This is a genomic window from Jonquetella anthropi DSM 22815 (genome assembly GCF_000237805.1).
Lineage (GTDB): Bacteria > Synergistota > Synergistia > Synergistales > Dethiosulfovibrionaceae > Jonquetella > Jonquetella anthropi.
Window position 1 is genome coordinate 1,624,239 of sequence record NZ_CM001376.1, and the last position, 17,261, is coordinate 1,641,499.

Below are 17,261 nucleotides of genomic sequence, written 5' to 3' on the forward strand. Positions count from 1 at the left end.
CTTTTCTGTTAATTTGTCCTTCTCTGTCTCACGGTCAGTCAAAGTTCTCTTCGATCAGCGGGTTGCCGCAGAGTTCGACAACCTTCAGCAGGTCAGGACAGCTGATCCACAGCGTGGCGGTGTTCTCGCACGGGTGAATACCCAGCCGCTTTTCGCCGAGAAGCCCTTTATCCAACACAACAATGACCTGATGGGACGCGTCGTTTAAAATTCCCAGCGGCGTGACCGCCCCTTGGGTCAGCCCTAAGTACTTCATCAGCCGCTCGGCCGACGCAAAACTGAGGCGAGACGCGTTCAGCTGGGCGGACAGCCGTTTCAGGTCGGCCCGCCGGTCCTCCCGCATGACGACTAAAAAGTGCTTCGTCCCCTTGCCGTCCCGAAGGAACAGGTTCTTGCAGACCGTTCCCAGCTTCGTCAGGCCTAAACGCTCCATCTCCTCGATGGTGAACACCGGCTCGTGTTCGGTCACCTCAAACGGGATTCCTTTTTCTTTCAGCCACGCTTCAACTTCGCCGCGCGTCATCTTCGTTTCTCCTTTCCAGCTTCAGGCCTTTGGGGCCCGACGGCGCTTTTTAATGAACGCCGGCACCAGCAGCAGGACGATCAGGGCCCAGAGGACCAGACTGACCGGCCGGTCGAAGAAAATCGCAAAAGACCCGCCGGAAATGGCCAGCGACTGGCCGAACCCGAGCTCGGCAATCGGGCCAAGGATCAGCCCAAGCACGATGGCTCCTAGGTCAAACCCGGCCCGCTTGAGGAAATACCCTGCCACGCCGAACGCCAGCATGAGCCCCACGTCGAACATGCTGTTCTGAATGGCATAGCTGCCCACGACGGACAGAACGGCGATCGCCGGAATGAGCACCGCGTTGGGCGCGGTGGCCACTCGGGCAAAAATTGGGGCGCAGTAGAGCCCCAGCACGAGAAAGACCACGTTGGCCAAGAACAGCGACAGGATAAACGCGTAGGTCACCCCGCCGAACCGGGTGAAGAGCTCCGGCCCAGGAATGAGGTTGTGAATCATCAGCCCGCCCATGAGAGCGGCCGCCACCGAGTTGCCGGGGATTCCCAGCGTGAGCAGGGGCACCAGCGACCCGCCGACACAGCCGTTGTTGGCGCTCTCCGATGCCGCGACGCCTTTGGGGTTCCCGGTGCCGAACGTCTCCGGCTCCTTGTCGATCTGCTTGGCCAAGTTGTAGGAGATGAACGCCGAAATCGTCGCGCCGGCTCCGGGCAGGATGCCGACGATGGTGCCGATCAGGCCGCCTCGGGCGATCGTTCCGCCCAGACCTTTGGGCAGTTTGGACCGCTTGAGCGAATTCGGATCGGCTTCCAGCTGCAGGATATGAGTCTCAGACGTGAGCTCCAGAATTTGGCTCACCGAGAACAGCCCGATGAGCGCGGGCATGAACGACACGCCCTCAAACAGCTCGATGAAGCCGCCGGAAAAACGAATGTACCCGTCAATTGGGTCGGTCCCTACCAGCGCGACCAGCAGCCCAAGACAGCCCGAAATAAGCCCCTTGAGCAGGTTGCCTGACGTGAGCGTGACGATGCTGGACAGGCCGAGGATCGCCAGCAGGAAGTACTCCGGCGGTCCGAACTCGAGCGCCACCCGGGCCAGAGGCGGCGCGACGAACAGTAGCGCGAGCGTGGAGATGATGCCGCCCCAGAAGCTGGCGACCGTCGCCACGGCAATGGCCTTGCCGCCCTCGCCCTTCCGGGTCATCGGGTAGCCGTCAAACGCCGTCGCCGCCGCCGCGGGCGTTCCGGGCGTGGAAAGCAGAACCGACGAAATCGCCCCGCCGTACATGCCGCCGGAGTACACACCGCCCATCAGGGCGAGGCCGACGACCGGGTCCATGCCGAACGTCACTGGTATCAGCAGGGCCACGGCCATTGTGGCGGTCAGGCCAGGAATCGCGCCGATGACGATGCCCGACGCCGTTCCGACGAAAATTGCCGCCAGGACCTTCCACTGCAGGAGGGTAAGACAGGCTTGCGTCAGCAGACTCAACATATCAGAACCCCCATATTCCCCGAGGGATCGGGACGACGAGGAAGCGCTCGAACACGCCCCAGATGACCAGCAGAAGGATCGCCGCTGACAGGAACAAGCTGACCGGCCGGCGGTACCCAAGCCCCCAGCCGAGGGCGATCACGTACAGTCCGCTGGACAGGTAAAAACCCAGCCAGTTCATAGCCGCCGCGTAGGCGACCGTAGCGACCAAAGCCAGCCAGAAGGGCCGCCGAGCCTTAATCCACCGAATCGGCTCAGCGTTGCGCCGGGAAAAGGCCGCGCTTCCCACCAAGACGGCGCACAGGACGCCCATCACGCAGGACAGGAACTTGACGTACCGAGCCGAGCGCGCGGCGCTTTGAGGGAACAAAGCGGCGGCCATGAATATGGCCGCCGCCAGAAGAATCCCCGCGGCTCCGCTCAGGATGTCGAGGGTTTTTTTATTCATTCGCCGTCTCCCTTACCAGGGGTTGACCTCGAATTGTCTGTCCGTCATCTTCTGCTGCTCGGCCAAGTACTCCGCGTAGGCAGCGTGATCCATGACGTTCAGCTGAAGCTGTCCTTCGGCGGCTTTCAGGAACTCAGGATCCTTCATGACCGCGGCAAATACCTCGTCCAGCTTCGCCTTGACCTCGTCGGACACGCCGGCGGGCGCGGCAAAACCGCGGGACGAGTCGGAGAAAATCCCGTCATACCCCTGCTCCAAAGCGGTGGGGACGTCAGGCAGCTCGGCAACCCGCGCCTTGGTCAGCACGGCTAGGGCGCGAAGGTCGCCCGACTTGATCTGAGCTTCCACCTGCGACACGTTCATGAACGACATATCGACGTGACCGCCCATGACGGTCGCTTTCGCGTCCGACGATCCCTTGGACGGCACGGGCGTCAGCTTGATGCCGCAGGATTCCTCGGTCATTCCCCGGGCGAAATCGTCGTCGCCGCCCGGGCCGGACGTTCCGGCAGTCAGGTGAGCGCCCTCGGCCTTCGCCGCCGCCACCATATCGGCCATGGTCTTGAAGGGACTGTTCGCCGGGACGACGAGAATGCCCGGGTCGGTCACCACGTTGGCGATCGCGTAGAAGCTGTCATTGGTGTACCCGGCCCGCTTGTCGGAGACGTGAGCGGTCAGGTGAGGCGTGTACAGACAGCCAATCGTGTAGCCGTCGGCTTTTGCTCTGGCAATCGCCTCAAAACCGATCTGCCCGCCAGCGCCTGGCTTGTTGACGATCACCATCGGCTGACCCAGCAGCGGTTCGGCGAACTTGGCCACGATGCGGGCCATCGTGTCGGTGCCGCCACCGGCGGTGGACGGGACGATGACTGAAATTGGCTTTTCCGGGTAGGCGGCCAAGGCCATAGCCGGCAGTGCAAGAGCGGTCAGGAGCCCTAAAGCGATGGAACGTTTTTTCATGCGTACGCACCCCTTTTTCGGGAAATTTTGGTATTAACGCCAAGTCTGTGACTTCACTTGCATGGGTTCATTTTACCTGAAAGGTTATCGTAACGAAAGGCTAACTTCTCCCCTTCTCCCTTCAACCGCGGCGAGCTCAATCTCGGCGGGATATTTTTCCCAAAGTAGTTTATCTGCGCGGACTGGGATCACCTTTTTACTTGATACCCACGGCCGGGCCGGTCGTCCATAATAAGGCTGAAAATGTCAGAAATCGCGAGGAGTGTGAACGCCATGGAAGCGGCAAACAAGACGACCTGTTCGATCACGGTGCTGGGCATGACCTGCGCCGGGTGCGTCAGAATCGTCGAGAAGAGTCTGATGCAGGTGGACGGGGTCAAGTTCGCGGCAGTCAACCTAGCCACGAGCACCGCGTTTGCCGTGCTGGACAAGCCGGTTCCGCTGGAAGTCCTCGAAGAAGCGATCCGCCGCGCGGGATATCAGACGTCCAGAGAGCGCCCGCTGGACGCGGAGCGAAAACGATATCAGGCCGCCCGTCGGAATATGGCCGTGGCCGTGATCGCGATGATCCCGCCGACCGTTCTCATGGGCTTTCACATGGCAGGCCACCACGTTCCATACGCCGTTTGGATTAACCTCGTCTGCGGCACGGCCGCCATTTTCGCCGCCGGCGCCGGCGTCCTAAAAAGCTCGTGGATCGCCCTGTCCCACGGACACGCCAACATGGACGTGCTGGTGGCCCTCAGCGCGTTGGCCGCGTGGCTGACCTGCGCCTTGGAAGCCGCCGGCTTTCATATTCCGTCGTTTGGAATGTTGGCGCCGATGATCGTGACCCTTCACTTGATCGGGCGGTACATCGAGTCCCGACTGAGGGACCGGGCGGCCCGGGAGATCCGCGCCCTGCTGACCATTCAATCCAAAGACGCCCGACTGGTCTCGGACGACGGCGTGACGACCACCGTGCCGATTGAGCTGCTTCAGCCCGAACAGGTCATTCGGGTCATGGCCGGTGAAAGGATCCCGGCGGACGGCCAAGTCCTAACCGGCACAGGATCCGTGGACGAGGCCATGCTCACCGGCGAGCCTATCCCCAGCGCCAAAAGCGCCGGCGACGACGTCACAGGCGGCAGCGTGCTCGTTTCCGGCCAGCTGGACGTTCAAGTCACCCACGTGGGCGAGGACAGTTTTCTGTCCCAGATCATCGCCATCATTCAGGAAGCGCAGGGGGCAAAAATCCCCATTCAGGCGTTCGCCGACCGGGTCACCGGCGCGTTTGTCCCTCTCGTCGCCGGGCTGGCCGTCATCGCCGGGGTTTTCTGGCTTCTCACCGGTGACCGGTTTTATTCGTTCCTTGACGCGGCGAGACAGTACCTGCCTTGGGTGACGTCACTTCGCAGCCCTGGCGATCTGGCGCTGTTCGCCTTTTTGTCCACTCTGCTGATCGCCTGTCCCTGCGCCCTCGGGCTGGCAACGCCCATGGCGCTGATTTCCGCTACCGGCGCGGCCAGCCGGCGGGGCGTCATTATCCGCAACGCCGAAGCGGTCCAGACGCTGGGGTCCGTTTCCGTCGCCGTTCTCGATAAGACCGGCACCCTCACGCTGGGACGCCCGGAAGTCGTCTGGCACAACCTGCCTGACGACGCGCTCAGCACTGTGGCGTCGATCGAGGCGGCGTCCAGCCACCCGCTCGCCAAGGCGATTTCGGCGCTGTGCCCGGACGTCCGGCCGGCGTCCGACGTATCCGAGGAAGCGGGCCAAGGCGTCTCCGCCCGAGTCGACGGCTGTCTGTGGGTCATCGGTCGGCTGATCAGCAAGCGGCTTCCTGAGGTTCAGGAACAGCTGGCGCTGGGACGGACGGTCGTTCAAGTCACCAAGGACGGCCAGCCGATCGGGTTGATCGCCCTGCAGGATCCTATTCGCCCAGGAGCGAAGGAAATGGTCTCCCGGCTGATCGACCAAGGCGTTCAGCCCGTGATGGCTACAGGCGACAACGACGCGGCCGCCGAGCGAGTCGCGCGGGCCGTGGGCATTTCTGAGTGGCTTTCGGAAGTTCGCCCGGAAGAGAAGCTCAAAATCGTCCGCCGCTATCAGTCCCAAGGGCACAAGGTCGTCATGTTGGGCGACGGAATCAACGACGCGGCAGGCCTCAAGGGCGCCGACGTGGGTATCGCGGTGGGAAGCGGCAGCGAGCTGGCAGTCGACAATGCCGACGCGGTGATCGTCCAGATGGACCAGCCCGCCCTGCCGGACGTTATCGCCGTTTCTCGGCTCAGCTTTCAGGTGATCCGACAGAACCTGTTCTGGGCGTTCGGGTACAACTTTGTCGCCCTTCCTCTGGCCATGGCTGCCCTGCTCCACCCGCTCATCGCCGAGGCCGCAATGACTTTAAGCTCCATTTCTGTCATCGCCAACAGCTCCCGAATCAACCGAAAATAACCGCTCAAAAACAGAGCGCCCGTCGCAGTTTCTGCGGCGGGCGCTTTTCTTCAGCCCTTCAAGTTCAACAGGGCCCAGCTGATTTTGACAACCAGCTTCTTAATCTTCGCTGGGGTCTTCGGCGCCACGAGCGGGCCGTGGCCGTCGTGAGGGAAAAAGAGGACCATTCGTCCGTCAGAGGCGTCGACGATTGAGCCTTCAGGGCAGGGCTCATAAAACCGAATGTCCCGGGCCAAATCCCACTCGCCCCGAGACGTCAGTCCCCCGAGCGGGCGCCAGATCATCCGCTCCTCTCCGAGAAGCGTCATCTGCAAGTCCACGAAGCGCCTGTGGCTTTCCAGCGGCGTCAAATCCGCTGGCCGGGTCAAAGGCTCCTCCACCGACACGAAAAGTCTTTCGCCGTCCAAAGGCCACTTGCCGACCGGCAGATCGGCGAGCGCCCTGACGGACGAAAAACGCTCGTCTTCCCACGGCCGCCGCAGAAAAGATACCGCTTGAACCAGCCCGGGGCCAAGAGCCTCGTAGAACCCAGCGTCGTCCAGATGACAGCAGATCATTCTCAACCCTCCCAGTTCTTTTCGTCCGTTTTATGCTATCACGAACGAAAGCCCTCGTCCCAGACGAAAAAAGAAAAAACTCCCCTCTTGCGCGTTCCAAATTCCCGTGCTATTATTCCTCATGTTAGAAGAAGCTAACAAGACGACCCTCTTCGCCTTGGTTTCTTCCGACTCTCCAGGAACGATCCGCAGCCTATGCGGAGCCTCGAAAGCAACAGCTGACAGCGGGAGCCCCCTCTCCTTTGGGCGCGTTAGTTCGGCAGGAACCCCTCTTCCTGCGTCGAGCCGTCCACCCCCCTCGCGGACGGTCCCTCTTCCCCCTCAAAGCTTTGCGACGCTTCGTCTGACGCGCCTCAGCCGGTCTGCTTCGAGCGTTCAGTTTCGTGAATTAGCCTCCCCGTTGGGGAGGCTTTTTCATTGGCCGGTTCGGAAAAACTTAGGCCGCCGCAGAAACCTGCGGCGGCCTAACTAAATAACTATATTACAGAACCGAAGGGAACACGAGCTGACCTAAAAAGACGGCGCACCAGTTGCCGATCACGTATCCCCAAACGCCCACGAGCATCGCCGGCAGGACGAGGTCGCTCCAGCCCTTGGAGATAGCCATCGCCGCAGCCGTGGTGGGGCCGCCGACTGTGGCGTTTGACGCGACGAGAAGCTCTTCCAAGTTGAACCGGAAAAGTTTTCCAAGCGCTAGGGTGACGAGCATGTTGCAGCACACCACAAAGGCGCAGAACACGAGAAGGATCGGGCTTTGGCGGATAATCGCCCCGATCGAGGCCGGCGCGCCGATGACGACGAGGAAAATATAAATTAAGAACGTGCCGATCTCGTTCGAACCCCGGCATTCGGCAAAATACTTGGGCGAACAGGTCACGGCAATCACGGTCAGCGTGGTGACGACAAAGTACTTGCTGCCAAAAATCGCGCGCACCACAGTCGGCAGCGACGCCATGCCTCCGACCCAGCTGGCCAGTTTGACGCTCACAGCCGCCAGCACGAAACCGGTTCCTACGACCTTGGCAATGTCCAACAGGGATATTTCCTTGCGTCCCCAGTACGCCGCCGCCCGATTGGCCGCCGCGTCCACCAACTCGTTGGCTTTCGTCTCGTAGGGGGTGGGGAAATGGCGCCGGAAAAAGGCGACCGTCGGAATGGCAAAAAGCACGAAGAAGTACAGCGTCATGTTCAGGTTATCCGCCACGATCGCCGCGTTCATCACGTTTTGGCTCACGTGGAACTGGTCGGCCATGGCGACGAAGTTGACCGTGCCGCCGATGTAGGAGCCGGTCATCATGCTGCCGATGGCCAGAGGCTCGGGCATTACCCGGCCCATCAGGGCAATCGCCAGCGTTGCCCCTAAACCGGTTCCAAACGCGGCTAAGTGAAACGCCAAGAACGTCCGGCCGCTCTCGCGCCAAATACGCCGCAGGTCGGCACCGAAGAGCATCATCGGGACGGCCAAAAGGACCACATACTCCCAAACAGCGTCGTACACCGGGCTGTCAGTGGGAATGACCCGCAGGTTTGACAGCACCAGCGCGCCCAACAGCGCGATAACCGCGCCGGACACCTTCGCGGCCCAGCGATATTTCTGCTCCAAGTAAATGCTCACGGCCGCCCAACCGACCAAGAGGGCCCACAGCGACCAAATGTCGTCGGGCCGAATCAGCGTGCTTTCCATACCAACATGCCCCCTGTGTTTTGTGCGAAAACTCTTTCCCTTATCTTCGGGTATTATACTCTCTCCGGCCGGCTCTCCCTTGGCGAACTTTCCTTGACGGGGCGGCCTTCCCGAGACTATAATTGCCCTATCTTCAGTGAGGAGCGATTTTTATGATCGTACGCTCATTCCAGCTGAATATGTCTTGGTGGTGGCGGAACTTCTAGTCCGCCGCCTTGTGCCGTTCTACCGCAAAGAGGGCCGCGCGGACTTGTCCGACGCGGCCTTTTCGTTTAAGACGAACGAGAGGGCCTTCTCCAGCAGGAGAGGCCCTCTTTTTTTGAAGGAGATGACCCGTCATGATTTTTTATCCGACCTGAAGGGACGCCGCTTCGCGCGCCCCTTGGAAATGAGTTCTCATGGAAAAACGTACCGAAGGAGGTTTTCAGATTGCAGTCTTCACAGAAAAGAGATTCTTTTAAAAGCCGAGCCGGGTTCATCTGGGCATGCGTCGGTTCAGCGGTCGGCATGGGCAATATCTGGCTGTTTCCGTACCGGGTCGGGCAGCTCGGCGGGGCGGCGTTCCTGATCCCGTATTTTATCGCCGTGGCCTTGCTGGGCTATTCGGGCGTCATCGAGGAAATGGCGTTCGGCCGGGCGATGAGGTCCGGGCCGATCGGAGCGTTCGAGAAGGTCATGAGCCGCCGAGGCCTGAAAGGCGGCGCCATTCTAGGCTATATCCCCGTCGTGGGCGCTTTAGGAATCGCCGTCGGGTACTCGGTAGTCGTCGGCTGGATCATCAAGTTCTTCGTCCAGTCCGCCTCAGGTCTCGTCACGTCAGCTCCCGACAGCGGCGCTTTCTTCGGCGCCGTCGCCGGACCGATGGGCAGTTTAGGCTGGCACACCGCCGCGATCCTCTTGACGCTCTTCGTCATGGCGGCCGGCGTGAGCAGGGGAATTGAACGGCTGAACAAGGCGATCATGCCGCTGTTTTTTCTCATGTTCGCCCTGTTGGCCCTCCGAGTGGCCTTTCTGCCGGGAGCCCTCGACGGGTACAAGTTCCTCGTCCACCCGGACTTTCAAGTCCTTTGGACGCCTAAGACGTGGGTCTACGCCCTCGGCCAGGCGTTCTTCTCCCTGTCCATTGCCGGCAGCGGCACGCTGGTCTACGGCAGCTATCTGAAAGACGACGTCGATATCGTCTCGTCCGCCAAATCTGTGGCGTTCTTCGACACAGTCGCCGCCCTGCTGGCAGCGGTCGTCATTCTTCCCGCCACGTTCGCCCATCAGGTCGCTCCGACGGCCGGACCGCCGCTCATGTTCATCGTGATGCCAGAAATTTTCAAAGGGATTCCCGCCAGCGCGCTCTTCTGCACCATATTCTTTTTCGCCGCCCTCTGCGCCGGCCTGACGTCGCTGGTCAACCTGTACGAGGCTCCGATCGAAGCGCTTCAGAACCGGTTTGGCCTCTCACGGGCCGCGTCGGTTGCGGTCATCACTTTGGCCGGTCTGGCCTTGGGAATCGCGCTGGAAGACGGGGCCCGTCTCGGCGCGTGGATGGACCTGATCAGCATTTACGTCCTGCCGCTGGGCGCCCTGCTCGCCGCCGTGATGTTCTTCTGGATCGGCGGAAGCGGGTTTGCGGCCGACCAAATTCGGCTGGGACGAAACGGAAATCTTTCGCCGCTGATCGTCCCGCTGGGCAAGTACGTTTTCTGCGGCCTGACGATCCTCGTGTTCGTCATGGGCATTCGGCTTGGGGGCATCGGCTAGGGACGCGGGGAGGGAGGACTTCAAGTCCTTCCTCCCCGTATTTCACCGGAACTCACCCAAGTCGCCTTGCTCTAACACGGCCTTCGCACCTATGATGAGCGCAAAGGAGGTGGCAGAGTGGACCGAACAGAACGGCTGACAAAAATATCCCGGCTTGGACTGGGGTGCAACGCCCTGCTCGCGCTGCTTAAAACGCTCGGCGGCTTTTTCGGCGGCAGCGCGGCCCTTTTAGCCGACGGCTTCAACTCTGTCGCCGACGTGGGAACTGACTTGGCGGCGCTCTGGGGTCTGCGGCTCGTCCGCCAGCCGGTTGACTGGGATCACCCGTACGGACACGGCAAGTTCGAGACGCTCGTCGCGGCCAGCATGGGCGCGGCGCTCCTTGCCATCGGCGGAGGCATGTTCGCCGGCGGCGTCCGCGGGTTCTTCTCAATTCTTCGCGGAGAAACTTTTGAGCGGCCAGACCTGTGGACCATCTGGATCGGACTTTTCACTGTCGGCCTAAAAGAATGGCTCTACCGCCGAACAAAACGGGCCGCCGACGAAACTGGGAGCGTCCTTCTGCTCAGCAAGGCGTGGGATCATCGAAGCGACTCGCTGGCTACATGCGTCGTGTTGGTCGGCTTAGCCGGCGCCCTCTGGTTTGGCCGCTGGGGCGCTCTGCTTGACCCGCTGGGAGCCTGTGCCGTGAGTCTGCTGGTCATTTCCGTCGGCTGGAAAACATCGCGCCAGGCGTTTCACGAGCTGACCGACGGCGCCCCGCTCGAACTGGAAGCGAAAATTGTCGCGGTCATTCGCTCCTGTCCCGGCGTCATCAGCTTTCATCATCTTCGGTTCCGCGCGCTGGGCGGGTACTTGGCGATGGATTTCCACGTTCTCCTTTCACCGGACATCACCCTCAAACAGGCCCACGACATTGCGACCGACGTCGAGAAAGCGCTGCGTCAGGAATTTGGCCCCAACACGCTGGTCACGATTCACGAAGAACCAGCTGACCGCGGGCCCAGTAATTGAGCTGACAAGCATCTGAAAATCACTGTTTTTTATTCGCCCCGTTTCCGCAGAAGTCAGCATGAACCGTCTTTTGGACGCCGCTATTCTGAAAAGCGCAGGGAGGGAAGACTCCCATATGCTTTTCGGAGGTGAACGATTCAATGATCAGAGGCAGAACAGCAAGAACTTTGGTCGCGGCACTTTTGGTGGGCCTGTCGGCCAGCGCGATTTTGGCGGCGGCTCCGACGGCTCCAGCAGCAACTCCGGCAGCTCCAGCAACAGCTCCGGCGGCTCCAGCGGCAGCAGTGATCAATCAGGGACAGGAAAGCCCGTTTGTGGCGATTGTCAAGCAAGCGGCTCCCGCTATCGTCAACATCGACGTTGAGGCAGTTGTGACTCGGTCGGTATCCGGCCTCCCGGACGATCCGTTCTTCAAGCAGTTTTTCGGCGACATGTTCAGGGAATACACCCGTCAGGTCCCCATGAAGGGCGCGGGCAGCGGTTTTGTCGTTTCGTCCGATGGGCGAATCCTCACCAACAACCACGTGATCGCCGACGCCAAGAAAATCACCGTCACGTTCTCTGACGGCACCACGAAAGACGCAAAAGTCATCGGCCGGGATCCGACGTTCGACTTGGCCGTCATCAAGGTGGACGGAAAAAACCTGCCCACCCTGCCGCTGGGCGACAGCGCCAGCGCGGAAGTCGGCAGCTGGGTCGTCGCCATCGGCAACCCTCTGGGACTGGGGGTTGAACCCACGGTGACCGTGGGCGTTCTGTCGGCGAAAAACCGCAGCATTCGAGCCAGAGATTTCAGCTTTGACGGCTTCCTGCAGACCGACGCCGCCATCAACCCGGGCAACTCGGGCGGACCGCTTCTCAACATTCACGGCCAGGTCATCGGCATCAACACAGCTATCGCGCCGATGGCGCAGGGCATCGGATTCGCCATCCCCATCGACATGGCAAAACAGGTCATGAACGATATCGTCACCTACGGGCGAGTTCGCCGCGCCCAGCTGGGCGTGTACCTCCAGCCTCTTACGCCGGTCATGGCAAACGCCATGGGCCTGAAGGACGTTAAAGGCTCCCTCGTGGCGAGCGTCGCTCCTGACTCTCCGGCCGCTTCGGCTGGCATTCGCCGCGGCGATGTCATCACGAGCGTGGACGGCAAGCCGGTGGCCAGCCCCACGGACGTGAGCACTCGGATTCGCGAGCACATCGCCGGCGACACTGTCTCCGTCACGGTTTACCGGGACGGCTCGACGAAGTCCTTCAGCGTGAAGCTCAAGCCCATCGATGAGCCGCTGGAAAAAGACAGCCAAGAGACCGTCAGCAAACTGGGAATTTCGGTTACCAAGCTGACGCCTGAGCTCCGGAAGAACCTGAACCTCGCGCCGAATGAGAACGGCTTGGTCATTACTAAAGTCGAAAACGGCTCTGTGGCCGCGTTTGCCGGACTTCAGCCTGACGATCTGATCCTGCAGGCCAACGGACGAAACGTCACCACGGCCGACGAACTGGCCCGGGCTGTCGGAAACCAGAAGGCCGTCGTCCTTCTGGTGCTCCGGGACGGCATGTCATCGTACGTCACCCTTCAGATGTAGCGTAAAAAAATGGGCCCCTTTTAAGGGGCCCATTTTTTCTTTTGCTTTTTTACCGCAGAATTTTTTCCAGCTCGTCAAGGCCGCAGCTTTCCCACGACAGGCCGTGTTTTTCGAGAACCGACTGGTATTTCAGCCCGCTGCCGGTTAAAACAACCGCCGCCTGAGACCCGGCGGAAATAATTCCCCGCGCTAGGGCCAACTTGAGCCCAGCAAAGGCCGTCGCGCTGCCTGGCTGCACGAACAGCCCTTCGGCGCATAAATCGCGCTGGGCGGATAATATTTCGTCCTCGCTCGCCGCGACGGCGGCTCCCCCGTCGGACCTGAGAAGGGACAGGGCCCTGTTTCCGCTGGGAGGCAGCGGATTATCTATCGCGTGAGCGACCGTCGAAGGATTTTCGAACCGGCGTATCGCTTGGGCGCCGGACTCAAAGGCTGCCGTCACGGGACAGCACCCTGCCGCCTGAACGGCTAAAATTCGCGGCGCCCTTTGAACCAACCCCATTTGGACGGCCTGCCGATACCCCTCAAAAATGCCGCGGATATTTCCTCCCGCGCTGACCGGCACGACCACCCAATCAAGCGTCGGAGCCTCTTCCGCCAGCTCGTACGCGATCGTTCGCGACCCGGCGACGCGGAACGGCACGTCAGAATTCATAAAATAAATCCCAAGCCGCCTTCCCAGCTCCAAGCTCACGTCGTACAGCTTGTCGTACGGCCCGTCGACTCGAACCACCCGAGCGCCGTAGACCGCCACCGGCGCCAATTTTTCTTCGGGCATATCCCGTTTAACTAAAATAAACGTCTCAGAACCTGACGCCGCGCCGTAGGCCGCGACCGACGCGGCCATGTTGCCGGTGGAAACCGTGCCGATTCGATCGAAGCCGAGCGACTTCGCGTGAGCCAAGCAGACGGCTGTCCCGCGGTCTTTAAACGACCAAGTAGGGTTGGTCGTCTCGTTTTTCGCCCACAGGGCGGAAAGGTTCAGCCGCCTGCCCAGTCGAGCCAGCGGAACAAGCGGCGTGCCGCCCTCGCCGAGACTCGTCCAGTCGCCTGACGCGAACGGGAAAAAACTCCCGTATCGTCCAACCATTCGACGCCCGGCCGGATCCACCCGACCGAGGGGGCCGACCAGTTCCAGCGGGCCGCCGCACTCACACCGTCCCAACCAATTCAGCGGCTTCGTTCTGCCGCAGTCCGCGCAAAACAATGACCAATCACTTTTCATTCCCTCTCCCCCCTTGAGCCAGCATAATAATAGACCGCCCTTTTTATTGTTTTACGCTCTATTACAGTCACCAGAAATTATGATACGATAATACAAAATAGCGTCAACGCGAACACGCCGCACAGAGGAGGACACTGTGAAAACGACTGAGGATGAAAACCGTTCCGGATCGTTTTTTGAGCGCGTTTTAAACCGGCTCCGTCAATTTCCTGCCTCTTCGGAGAAAAACGACGGACCGCACAAGGGCTTTTTCCGGCGCATGACCCGTGCCTTGGGCACGAAAATTCACGCGGCGGCTCATCGGCCGTCATCAGAGGAGGATTTAGCCATGGCAACCAAGAAAAAAGTCGAAGTCGAAGAAAAAGAAGAGCTTAAAGCGTCTGCCGCAGAGCGGTATAAAAACGCCGGTCAGGAAGTAAAAACGGCCGCTGGAGCCTTGTTCCGAGCCGTTGTGCTGACCGTCAGCGCCACATGCACCGCCGCGACGAACGGTTTCCGCGCCGTGTTCTCCAAAGAAAACGCCTCAAAAGCCGAAGACGCCATTCGAAACGCGGCTGGGAAAGTGAAAGATAAAGTCTCGTCCATCACAGAATCTGCCGCGGACGCGGCGAAGGCGACAAAAGAAAACGTCGAAGAGAACGCAAAAGCGGCGACCGAACAGCTGAAAGCCAAAGTCGAGGCCTTGAGAGACTCGGACCGCCAGGCAGCTGCGTCCGACGGCGAAGCGCCGAAAAAACGCCGCGGCCGCCCGCGCAAGAACAGGGACGACGAACCGGCCAGCAAGGCAGAGGGAAAAGCGACCAAGAAAAAATCTGCTACGACGAAGCCAGCGGCGAAGCCCAAGAAGACCGCTCCGGCAAAGAAAAAGGCAAAACCGGCCGAGAGCGCTTCTGAAGCCCCCAAAGGAGAAAAAAAAGAAACCAGCGAAGAGGCTCCGTCGAAATAAGCCCCTTCGCTGGCGTTAGTCAGCTCAAAAACGCAAGAAGCAAGCCGCCGGCCACAACGGAACCGATTTGACCTGCCACGTTCGCCCCGGCAGCCTGCATCAGCAGGAAATTTCCCGGCTTTTCCTGAGCGCCCATTTTTTGGACGATTCGGGAGGCCATCGGGAACGCTGAAATCCCCGCCGCGCCGATCATCGGGTTAATTTTATTTTTCAGAAAAACGTTAGCCAGTTTGGCCGACAGGACGCCTACAGCCGTGTCGAGGACGAACGCCACAAGCCCCATGCCCATGATGAACAGAGTCTGAGGGCGCAGGAATTTGTCCCCTGTCATGGTCGCCGCGATGGCAAGGCCCAGCAGAATCGTCGTGATGTTGGTCAGCTCGTTCTCGGCCCCTCTGGCGAGACGATCCACGACGCCGCTTTCCCGCAGGAGATTGCCGAACATCAGAAACCCGATGAGCGTCGCCGATGCAGGCGCCAACAAGCTCACGATGATCGTCACACAGATGGGAAAAAGAATTTTCGCCCTCTTGGAAACGCTGCGGCTTTCGACCCGGGGCATGGTTATTTGGCGCTCCTGTTTTGTGGTCAGCAGGCGAATCACCGGCGGCTGAATCACCGGCACAAGCGCCATGTACGAGTACGCCGCCACCGAAATAGGCCCCAGCAGGTGAGGCGCGAAACGGCTGGACACGTAAATCGACGTCGGGCCGTCCGCCGCGCCAATAATGCCGATCGCCCCAGCCTCTTTAAGGTCAAACCCCATCCAAAGGGCCAGCCCCATGGTGAGAAAAATCCCCGCCTGAGCGGTCAATCCAAAAAGCGCCATCCCGGGCCTCTCGAGCACCGGCGAAAAATCCATCATCGCTCCCACGCCGATAAAGACGAGCAGCGGAAACAGCTCCGTCGCGATGCCGGTCTGAAACAGCAGCTCCACCGCGCCGTGAAAGACCTGACCGCCGACCATTTGATCCAGCGCCGATGAAAAGGGGATATTGACGAGAATTGCGCCAAACCCCATCGGCAGCAGCAGAGCCGGCTCGTAATCCTTTGCCACGGCCAGATAAATTAACACGAGCCCGATAAAAATCATCCCAGCTTGCTGCCAGCTGAGCGCCGTTATCCCTTGCAATAATGCTTCCATTCTCTCTCAATCCTCTCAATGAGCATTGGCTCCACTTTATCTAATCGTCGAACGGCCTGCAACAGCAAGTCTTCCGTTCTTCCTGCCCTCTTAAAAAACAACCCTTACCTTAAAGCCGGCCGTCTGTTATCATTTGGCCACTATCCTTCTGTCATTGAATGACAGAATTATTATGGATGTGTTCTTTATGAAGGCATTTCGTTCCCTCGTCGCGGCGGCTTTAATCAGCGTCAGCCTTTCGGCTGCAGCCTTTGCTGAACCTGAGTTTTCAGTCAACGGAGGCGCAGTCTGGTTCAGTGAAAACGTCTCAGCTGAAATGATCCAGCAGGCAAAAGACAAACTGGCGGCAGAAAAAACCCCTATTGAAGAATGCTCGTTGAGACTTGACCACGTGAACCAGGAAGCGTTCGCCGCCATCGTCAAGGCATTCAGCGATTTCCGCGTGGTGTCCATTTGGTGTCCGGACGTCACCGACCTGCCTCCTCTGTCCGCCATGTCCAACTTGGCAAGCCTCACGATTGAGAGCGCCGGCAGCGTAAAGAACCTTGATTTTGTCGCTCCTATGTCCCATCTGGCCTTTCTTGCTATTTTCGGCCTTCCCGCAGACCTAAAGAGCTTTGAACCCCTTGCTGGGAAAGAATCGCTGGAAGTCCTCACCATCGCCATGGGAGAGGACCTCCCCGAAGGCGCGGTCCTGCCCGACTTGACCCCGCTGGCCAGTTGCCCCAGCCTGTCGCAGCTCTGTCTCCAAAACTGTGACGGAGACTTAGCCCCTCTGGCGTCTTGCCAGGCCCTTCAGTCGCTGGATTTGGAAGGCAGTAAATTCAAAGACCTGTCCGCTTTGGCCGGCTGTTCATCCCTCATCAAAATCTCGGCTTGCAAGATGCCTTCGCTTGATATAACGACGCTCGGCAAGATTCCTTCCCTGCAGTTCATTGAGGTCGGTAGGGCAGGAAACATCACCGATCTGAACTGGCTGGCCGGTCTGACCAACCTGAAAGGCTTCACCCTGAGCGAAGAAAAAATCGCCGACTTCAGCCCCTTGGCCGCTAAGCCGGACCTAACCATGCTCTCGCTGCACTCCGTGAACATCCCTGACTCGTCGTTCCTGGCCCAGCTGAAAAACCTCTCCTCGCTCGAGTTATCAGACATCAACGCCCAATCTGAGCCGTTTGACCTAGCTCCTTTGGCAGGGCTCGACAAACTCTCCAGCATTTCCCTCAGCTCACTTAAGGTAAAAAACGCTGACGTTCTGCTCAAGCTGCCCGCCCTGAGCGTCCTTTTCCGCAGTGAGGCCGACGGGGTCAGCGATGATCTTGTAAACCAACTGAAAGAAAAAGGCGTCGAAAGCTTTTAAACAAATTAGATTCCGACTACCCTTTTCGTCTGTAGCAGCCATAATTAGCCCGCTGAAAAGCTTCTACGGCGGCCGTTCGGCCCTGTTTGAGGATCCCAGCGGCTGCGCCACAGTGAAAGCGCGCGAGTTAAG

The 17,261-nt window shown here is 59.8% G+C and carries 14 protein-coding genes; 6 read left to right on the plus strand and 8 right to left on the minus strand.

All coding sequences use genetic code 11. The annotated features are described in order from the left end of the window. Positions 1–34: 34 nt before the first annotated feature. From JONANDRAFT_RS07630 to JONANDRAFT_RS07645, 4 genes are read right to left on the minus strand one after another with little or no spacing between them, the layout of a single operon-like run. The gene (locus JONANDRAFT_RS07630; RefSeq protein WP_008523448.1) at positions 35–523 is read right to left on the minus strand and encodes a prolyl-tRNA synthetase associated domain-containing protein; all 489 of its coding nucleotides are present in this window, start codon (positions 521–523) and stop codon (positions 35–37) included. A gap of 21 nt (positions 524–544) precedes the next feature. Beyond that, positions 545–2,020, minus strand: a complete 1,476-nt coding sequence (locus JONANDRAFT_RS07635) for a tripartite tricarboxylate transporter permease (RefSeq protein WP_008519757.1) — start codon at positions 2,018–2,020, stop codon at positions 545–547. A gap of 1 nt (position 2,021) precedes the next feature. After that, positions 2,022–2,468 carry a tripartite tricarboxylate transporter TctB family protein gene (locus JONANDRAFT_RS07640; protein WP_008523450.1) on the minus strand — a complete coding sequence of 149 codons (447 nt, stop codon included), beginning with the start codon at positions 2,466–2,468 and terminating at the stop codon, positions 2,022–2,024. A 12-nt stretch (positions 2,469–2,480) separates the two neighbouring features. Next, the gene (locus JONANDRAFT_RS07645) at positions 2,481–3,428 is read right to left on the minus strand and encodes a tripartite tricarboxylate transporter substrate binding protein (protein ID WP_008519760.1); all 948 of its coding nucleotides are present in this window, start codon (positions 3,426–3,428) and stop codon (positions 2,481–2,483) included. Positions 3,429–3,701: 273 nt separating this feature from the next. Between JONANDRAFT_RS07645 and JONANDRAFT_RS07650 the strand changes: the two genes are divergently transcribed. Then, the gene (locus tag JONANDRAFT_RS07650; RefSeq protein ID WP_008523451.1) at positions 3,702–5,864 is read left to right on the plus strand and encodes a heavy metal translocating P-type ATPase; all 2,163 of its coding nucleotides are present in this window, start codon (positions 3,702–3,704) and stop codon (positions 5,862–5,864) included. 50 nt (positions 5,865–5,914) lie between these two features. Here the strand turns inward: JONANDRAFT_RS07650 and JONANDRAFT_RS07655 are convergent, their stop codons facing one another. After that, positions 5,915–6,421, minus strand: coding sequence for a YhcH/YjgK/YiaL family protein (locus tag JONANDRAFT_RS07655; RefSeq protein ID WP_008519766.1), 507 nt, complete (start codon positions 6,419–6,421; stop codon positions 5,915–5,917). A 481-nt stretch (positions 6,422–6,902) separates the two neighbouring features. Further along, positions 6,903–8,105 carry a DUF819 family protein gene (locus tag JONANDRAFT_RS07660; protein ID WP_008519770.1) on the minus strand — a complete coding sequence of 401 codons (1,203 nt, stop codon included), beginning with the start codon at positions 8,103–8,105 and terminating at the stop codon, positions 6,903–6,905. A 429-nt stretch (positions 8,106–8,534) separates the two neighbouring features. Between JONANDRAFT_RS07660 and JONANDRAFT_RS07665 the strand changes: the two genes are divergently transcribed. From JONANDRAFT_RS07665 to JONANDRAFT_RS07680, 3 genes are all read left to right on the plus strand, one after another. After that, complete coding sequence (locus tag JONANDRAFT_RS07665; RefSeq protein WP_008523452.1) at positions 8,535–9,857, plus strand: sodium-dependent transporter; 1,323 nt, start codon at positions 8,535–8,537, stop codon at positions 9,855–9,857. A 117-nt stretch (positions 9,858–9,974) separates the two neighbouring features. Next, positions 9,975–10,871, plus strand: coding sequence for a cation diffusion facilitator family transporter (locus tag JONANDRAFT_RS07670; RefSeq protein ID WP_008519773.1), 897 nt, complete (start codon positions 9,975–9,977; stop codon positions 10,869–10,871). A gap of 140 nt (positions 10,872–11,011) precedes the next feature. Further along, positions 11,012–12,457 carry a Do family serine endopeptidase gene (locus tag JONANDRAFT_RS07680; protein WP_008523453.1) on the plus strand — a complete coding sequence of 482 codons (1,446 nt, stop codon included), beginning with the start codon at positions 11,012–11,014 and terminating at the stop codon, positions 12,455–12,457. 49 nt (positions 12,458–12,506) lie between these two features. Here the strand turns inward: JONANDRAFT_RS07680 and thrC are convergent, their stop codons facing one another. Beyond that, positions 12,507–13,682 (minus strand): threonine synthase, encoded by a 1,176-nt coding sequence (gene thrC / locus JONANDRAFT_RS07685; RefSeq protein WP_008523454.1) that lies wholly within the window; start codon positions 13,680–13,682, stop codon positions 12,507–12,509. A 136-nt stretch (positions 13,683–13,818) separates the two neighbouring features. Between thrC and JONANDRAFT_RS07690 the strand changes: the two genes are divergently transcribed. Beyond that, entirely contained in the window at positions 13,819–14,628 is an 810-nt protein-coding gene (locus tag JONANDRAFT_RS07690) for a hypothetical protein (RefSeq protein ID WP_008523455.1), read from the plus strand. 19 nt (positions 14,629–14,647) lie between these two features. Here the strand turns inward: JONANDRAFT_RS07690 and JONANDRAFT_RS07695 are convergent, their stop codons facing one another. Continuing rightward, on the minus strand, positions 14,648–15,772 hold the full coding sequence (locus tag JONANDRAFT_RS07695) for a sodium ion-translocating decarboxylase subunit beta (protein WP_008519781.1): 1,125 nt from the start codon (positions 15,770–15,772) through the stop codon (positions 14,648–14,650). Positions 15,773–15,959: 187 nt separating this feature from the next. On the opposite strand from JONANDRAFT_RS07695, the gene JONANDRAFT_RS07700 reads away from it, so the two are divergent. Then, the gene (locus JONANDRAFT_RS07700) at positions 15,960–17,129 is read left to right on the plus strand and encodes a leucine-rich repeat domain-containing protein (protein WP_008523456.1); all 1,170 of its coding nucleotides are present in this window, start codon (positions 15,960–15,962) and stop codon (positions 17,127–17,129) included. The last annotated feature ends 132 nt before the right edge of the window (positions 17,130–17,261 follow it).

Excerpts from the sequence above, each read along its gene's own strand:
- JONANDRAFT_RS07695 (WP_008519781.1), bottom strand. The coding sequence starts at position 15,772 with ATGGAAGCATTATTGCAAGGGATAACGGCGCTCAGCTGGCAGCAAGCT.
- JONANDRAFT_RS07680 (WP_008523453.1), top strand. The coding sequence starts at position 11,012 with ATGATCAGAGGCAGAACAGCAAGAACTTTGGTCGCGGCACTTTTGGTG.
- JONANDRAFT_RS07635 (WP_008519757.1), bottom strand. The coding sequence starts at position 2,020 with ATGTTGAGTCTGCTGACGCAAGCCTGTCTTACCCTCCTGCAGTGGAAG.
- JONANDRAFT_RS07655 (WP_008519766.1), bottom strand. The coding sequence starts at position 6,421 with ATGATCTGCTGTCATCTGGACGACGCTGGGTTCTACGAGGCTCTTGGC.
- JONANDRAFT_RS07645 (WP_008519760.1), bottom strand. The coding sequence starts at position 3,428 with ATGAAAAAACGTTCCATCGCTTTAGGGCTCCTGACCGCTCTTGCACTG.
- JONANDRAFT_RS07640 (WP_008523450.1), bottom strand. The coding sequence starts at position 2,468 with ATGAATAAAAAAACCCTCGACATCCTGAGCGGAGCCGCGGGGATTCTT.
- JONANDRAFT_RS07630 (WP_008523448.1), bottom strand. The coding sequence starts at position 523 with ATGACGCGCGGCGAAGTTGAAGCGTGGCTGAAAGAAAAAGGAATCCCG.
- thrC (WP_008523454.1), bottom strand. The coding sequence starts at position 13,682 with ATGAAAAGTGATTGGTCATTGTTTTGCGCGGACTGCGGCAGAACGAAG.
- JONANDRAFT_RS07650 (WP_008523451.1), top strand. The coding sequence starts at position 3,702 with ATGGAAGCGGCAAACAAGACGACCTGTTCGATCACGGTGCTGGGCATG.
- JONANDRAFT_RS07660 (WP_008519770.1), bottom strand. The coding sequence starts at position 8,105 with ATGGAAAGCACGCTGATTCGGCCCGACGACATTTGGTCGCTGTGGGCC.
- JONANDRAFT_RS07700 (WP_008523456.1), top strand. The coding sequence starts at position 15,960 with ATGAAGGCATTTCGTTCCCTCGTCGCGGCGGCTTTAATCAGCGTCAGC.